This window comes from Paenibacillus sp. Marseille-Q9583 (genome assembly GCF_976954365.1).
Window position 1 is genome coordinate 40,538 of sequence record NZ_CDRJTB010000058.1, and the last position, 6,000, is coordinate 46,537.

General features: G+C 41.5%; 4 protein-coding genes. 1 reads left to right on the forward strand and 3 read right to left on the reverse strand.

The features are described from left to right. Positions 1–54 precede the first annotated feature (54 nt). The 3 genes from ACWNM1_RS22570 to ACWNM1_RS22580 form a co-directional block, all read right to left on the reverse strand. Positions 55–1,167, reverse strand: a complete 1,113-nt coding sequence (locus ACWNM1_RS22570; RefSeq protein ID WP_449602706.1) for a response regulator — start codon at positions 1,165–1,167, stop codon at positions 55–57. After that, positions 1,164–4,250, reverse strand: a complete 3,087-nt coding sequence (locus ACWNM1_RS22575; protein WP_449602711.1) for an ATP-binding protein — start codon at positions 4,248–4,250, stop codon at positions 1,164–1,166. The genes ACWNM1_RS22570 and ACWNM1_RS22575 overlap by 4 nt, the downstream gene beginning before the upstream one ends. Positions 4,251–4,360: 110 nt before the next feature. Beyond that, positions 4,361–5,218: a LysR family transcriptional regulator gene (locus tag ACWNM1_RS22580; RefSeq protein WP_449602707.1), complete on the reverse strand. Its 858-nt coding sequence runs from the start codon at positions 5,216–5,218 to the stop codon at positions 4,361–4,363. A 124-nt stretch (positions 5,219–5,342) separates the two neighbouring features. Here ACWNM1_RS22580 and ACWNM1_RS22585 point away from each other — a divergent pair, with 124 nt between their 5' ends. Then, complete coding sequence (locus ACWNM1_RS22585; RefSeq protein WP_449602708.1) at positions 5,343–5,852, forward strand: GNAT family N-acetyltransferase; 510 nt, start codon at positions 5,343–5,345, stop codon at positions 5,850–5,852. The last annotated feature ends 148 nt before the right edge of the window (positions 5,853–6,000 follow it).

A 6,000-nucleotide genomic window follows, 5' to 3' on the forward strand; every position in this document is an offset into this window, starting at 1 on the left:
ACACAAAAAAAGCAGTGAGATTTCTCCCTCTGCTTTCTCTTTTTAAATAAAATTTCAGACTAGATATGCAGCTACACGCTCTTTAAACTCTGCTGAAGGGACCAGCCCCAGCTCAGTACGATAAGCACCCTCGAATTTCTCATAAAGTCGTGCGATCTTTTCTTTATTTCCGAGCTTGGCATAAATATCAATCATTTGCTGGTTCATTTCTTCATGCAGCGGATATAAGCCCAAGAACTTTTCTAATCGTTGCTCCGCTTTATGCCAGTCCTTAGTAGCACAATCATTGTCTACTAGCATACGAGTGCATGTTGTGAAAAACTTGCAATACGCTTCCTCCAGCGATATCTTCCATAGATAAGGCTTTCCATCCAGCAGAGGCCCCTGATACAAGAGACAAAGCCGCTCCATTTGCGCAATGTTATGTTGTCCCTCCGCCATTTCTAGATGAGATCTTTGATACTCAAGAGCATCATAGCTTTCGTTTCCAGTCTCCAGCATATAACCATCATTCATTTTGCGGATTTCCATGCCAAAGTCCTTTTCCTTCAGCATTTTCTTCAAGAGGTATATCGTATTATACAGATTGGATGCCCCTCTCTCATCCTGCATATCCGGCCATAATAAATCCATTATCTTCCATTTGCTGATGTAACGACCTGCATTACATAGGAAATATGCGAATAATTCCTCTGCTCTACGTGTTCGAAAATGAATGGGCTTCCCTTCTTTATCACATACTTCAAATCCACCTAAACAGCAGATCATCGGGTTCGTTTTCTTAGGCTCTAGTATCACCGCAGGTCTCATTCGTTTAACAAGTCGTTCAGTGACCCTATTGATCGCTTCGGGTGTGATCGGCTTAAGAATATAATCTAGTGCACTTACCTCGAACGCTTCCAGTGCATAATTCTTGTAGGCGGTTGTAAATACAATTTCCGGTTGATGCTTCAGCTTCTGAATTCTGCTTGCCAGCTCAATCCCGTTCATCCTTGGCATTTCAACATCTATAAATACAACGTCCGGTTGTAAATCAGGTATACACTCCAGTGCCTCCAATGGATTAGAAAAGGCCCCGCTAATGGTATAATCTGAATTACGACCGATCAGTACCTTCATCAAATTCAAAATCGGCTTCTCATCTTCCACAATCACTACACGAATCATCGTGTTTCTCCCTCCATGCCCCCAAGGCTTGCTGGTAAATACATTGTTACTTTGGTCCCGAACCCTAGGTCGGAATGAATTGTAAGAGTAGCTCCGGGAATAGCACTTATACGCTTTCGAATGTTATGGATACCGATACTGCCATCTAGCTGCCCGTCTCCGGTTAATTGATATAACAGATCATCTGGTATACCTATACCATCATCTTCGATGATAACTTTCATGTAGTTACCGCCTGCTTGAACCGTGAGCGAAACTCTGCCCTGACCCTCTTTTTCAAACAACCCATGCCTGATCGCATTTTCGACAAACGGCTGAATACATAAGGAAGGAATCTCAACAGAACGTAGACCCTCATCCATTTTGAAAATAAAATCGAATCGTTCTCCAAACCGCGCTTTTTCGATCTCCACGTAGGCTTGAATCAGCTCTAACTCCCGGTGCAAAGGAACAACTAATGTGGATCGATCCATATCGAGAATATAACGGATGTATTGACTTAACATGGATAATAAATAGGCGGCTTTCTCTCCATCTGTATAACAGAAAGAAATCACGCTGCTCAGTGCGTTATACAGAAAATGAGGTTTAATTTGCGCTTGATGAAAAGCATACTCATTTCGGATAGCTTCCTGTATCGATGTTTTCATTGCAATCAGCGTTTGAATTCTCGCAATCAGCGTCTCTCCATCAAATGGCTTGGTAATATAATCATTCGCTCCAGCCCTGAAGCCAAGTGCAATATCCGTTGGCGCATCTTTTACTGTAGCAAACAGAATAGGTAAATCCAGAATGGAGTAACGCACCCGTAATGTTCTGCACAACTCAATTCCTGAAATCCCCGGCATCATGACATCTAATATAACTAGGTCCATATTAGGGTATTGCTCCATTTTGTCCATTGCTTCATTCGCTGAAAACGCCGTAATTACATTGTAATGATGCCGTCTTAAAATATTCAGCAGAATATGAATGTTAGAAGCTTCATCATCCACAATTAGGATTGTATATCCACTCTGATCCACAATATCAAGCGAGGTCTGCTCAAAATGCGCGTGCTGTCCCACCCCTGTAGTAGCTACTTCACGGTAGCCAGGGATCCGCTCGATTTTGGGCAAGGTGAAGATCATTCGAGTGCCTTGGCCAATCTCGGACCAATCCACCCGAATTTCACCGCCCATCCGCTCGATTAGCTTTCTGCTAATATACAGACCCACACCCATTCCTGTGTAACCATCTTGCGGAAGTGGTTTATCGACTTGTTCAAAATATTCAAATATGGCGGTATGCATATCAGGGGATATCCCAGTTCCTGAATCTTCGACCGTAACAGACACTGTATTTCCCTCTACATAAGCTTTTATGGTAATAAATCCTGTATCCGTATGCTTGATCGCATTGTGAACTAAATTGTACATGACTTGTCTTAACCGACTATCATCTGCAAGCACCCAAACATCGGGTTCCACCTGATTATCTAATCGTACAGATTTCCCTGCGAGCTCAAACTGCAACACATCAAATACAATTTGTGAAGCCACCCTTAGATCAACCACTGTCTGCTGTAGTCGTAATTCTCCATGCTTCAAAAGACTAACATCAATCAAATCCTGAATGAGCATAGACAGTTTTGTAGAAGTGTCCTTAATTAACCAAAGATTCTGTTTCTGTAATGGATAAAGATTATCTTCACCATCTTCTAATAAAAAGGATGTCATATTCATAATGCCATGCAGCGGAGTTTTGATCTCATGAGAAGTGTTCATCAGAAATTCATCTTTAAGCTGGTTCGAGATTAGCAACTGACGGGACAGCATTTCCGTCTTATCATAAGTGTTTGAGAATCGTACAGCTAACATAATATTGAAGAAAACAATAAAACCAATGACTCCGCATTTGCCCACCAAATCGGTCTGCAGAACATTTTCAGAGTAAAGACTTACATCTAAGAAAAAAATTAGGAGCGAAATCGCACCGCCAATGAACAGAAATAATTCTTTTCGATCCGTCGTTTGGCTCTGGCTACGAACATATAAATAGATCATTCTAACTATGATTACCAGCATAACGATTCCAAGATAGGTTACAAATAGATACTTCATACGAATATGCACACCATACGGCAGCACCAAAACCGAAACCAGATAAAGGACAAAAGGAGACAACACGATCCTCATCCTCTTGCTTGACATCAACCGGGACTCGACCGAGCAGTAAAACATAATAATGATAATCGAACCGACAAACTGGCTTATTTCCAATAGCTTGTAAGTTGATTCAAAAGGGATATGGGGTAATAACTGTTGAAATATCTTCTCTCCGTATAGAGAATTGTTCAGAGAAAGAATAAGCAAATATAAACCGCTGAGCAAATAGGCCTTTTCTCTTCGCCCAACGAAATAGAAGCTGAGATGATATGCTCCAAACATCCCCAGGATCAATATAATTCCAATGTCAGTACCCGTCTGAATGCTGTTCAGTTTTGTAATATCCGTGTGCACGCCCAGTGGGATTGAATTCACGATCCCCCCAGTAATAAAGTTGAAGTTAGACACTTGAATTACAATTTCTATCTCTTGGGTATTAGACTGAAAAAATACCGTATATGGAGTATTCCCTGGCTTAAATGACTCACTTTCTGTTGAAGGAACCCCATCCTCTCCTTCCTGCTTCCCATTGACAAATAACTTTTGAGACATTCGGATACTTCTTATTTTCAAACCAAGAATCTCATCCGAATCTTTGACCAACACTTTAAGTCGATAGGTGCCAGCCCCTTTACGGTCCATTCCATCTTCTATGATCTTGCCTTTCCATGTGCCTGGGACAGATAGATATGTAGATTTCTTATCTATACTTTGCTGAATCTCAGATGGACTCAGTAATTTATTTTCATAAAACTCCCATTCTCCGTCTAGATCAACTAATCCCTGTTTCTTAAAGTCCCATCTCGACAAATCCAGTACGCCCTGCTTGGCCACCGGGGTATCTTGGTCCTGAATCGTTGGGGAAATAATACTTACTAATAGGGAAAAGGCAAGCATAAAAAACAACCCCATCCCAACTATTCCACGATATTTCATCGTCCTCAACCTTCAGGCTCCTCTCACCAGCGAGTAATTCTACCATTCTACCCCGCTGCTCTCACAAAAATCTCTCAAATTCCCGCCTGTAAGTCACTTCCAGTAACTATTTACCTATCCACCCCCAGCATCTTCAGTCCAAGCCGTACACGAATATCTTCTGCATTCTCAGTTAAATAAAGAGCATAAGCCTTTATAATCGGCGTGTCTAACTCACATTGAAGTTGAAATAGCTTCTGTTGATCGAGATAAGGTTGTGCTATAGATCGTGGTAGAAATCCAAAGCCTGCTCCCAGTAGCAGCATGTCCAGCATAATCATCGAGTGATCGGTCTGAAGTGTCGGCACATAGCCCGCTCCAACGATACTAGTAAACCATTCTGGAAACGGACCTCCCCACTCTAAATGACAATACTCCCGCTGAAAAAAATCCTCCCTGCTTATAGGCGTTTCTCTCAATTGTGTGGACACCAGAATAATTTCATCTACAAACAGGAGGTGTCTGGTCACCTTAGGGTGTTTCGGCGGGTCATATTTAATAGCAACCTGGACTATTCCATCCAGCAAAAGATCACGGATCATATAGCTTGAATCAATATAACTTAGGAATTTGATGGCTACCTTGGGATGATCCCGTCTAAATGAAAGAATATGCTGAAGGTAATAATAATGCCATACGGACCCGGGTCCACTCAAAATGATATAGTTCTCCAGTTCTTCGGATAGAGTCACCTTACTCTCTTCAAACAAACGAAGCATCCGCTCAGCATAAGGAACAAAAGATATCCCTGCCTGCGTTAAGCTAACATTCCGGTTATCACGTGTAAGGAGCACCTTGCCCACGGAGTTTTCTAAAGCTTTTATTCTTGCGGTAACGGCGGACTGGGAGATATGTAGATGCTCCGAGGCTTTGGTGAAATTTCGAATTCTGCATACCGCCAAAAAAGCTTCTAATTGAGATAAGTCCATGGATAACATCCTCTATGATTCAAAATATTAATGATTACGATCTATAAAATTCGTTATACAAATTATACGTATTCAGTTATGATTTCGCTATATTTTTAAACTTATAAATGCTGGAGGAATTTATATGGTTAGCAAAGTGAGCATCGAACAATTACTAACGATTGAAGAATCTATAGATGAGCTTTCAAAGCTTCTGATACAGGTTGTGGAGGATGGAGCCTCTGTTGGTTTTTTACCACCCTTAGATCCGTCAGACTCTACATCATATTGGCACAATGTTTTGGCGCCCGATGTGATCCTTTTTGTCGCAACAATGAATGATATTATCGTGGGCAGTGTACAACTACATTTATGTACAAAAGCAAACGGAACGCATCGAGCCGAAATCGCAAAACTAATGACACACCCTAATTATCGTCGTAACGGTATTGCACGTTCTCTTATGGAAAAGGCTGAAAAAAGAGCTATGCAGGAAGACCGATCATTATTAGTGCTAGATACAAGAGAAGGTGACCCTTCCAATCTCCTCTATACTTCTATGGGCTACATGCAAGCGGGACGTATTCCAAGCTATGCAATATCAGCTAACGGCGAATTACATGCGACGATTTTTTATTATAAAGTTATTGGCTAGACATTTTAAACTTAAAAACATTCTAAAAGGAAAAGTGGCGGAGGGGAAGCTTGGAACTGTCGGAGCGATAGCGCCCGCCTTTGTCTCCGGATTTCAACCGTGAAACACGGTATATAATCAAGAAATCTGGAGACAACAGCGGCCGGAA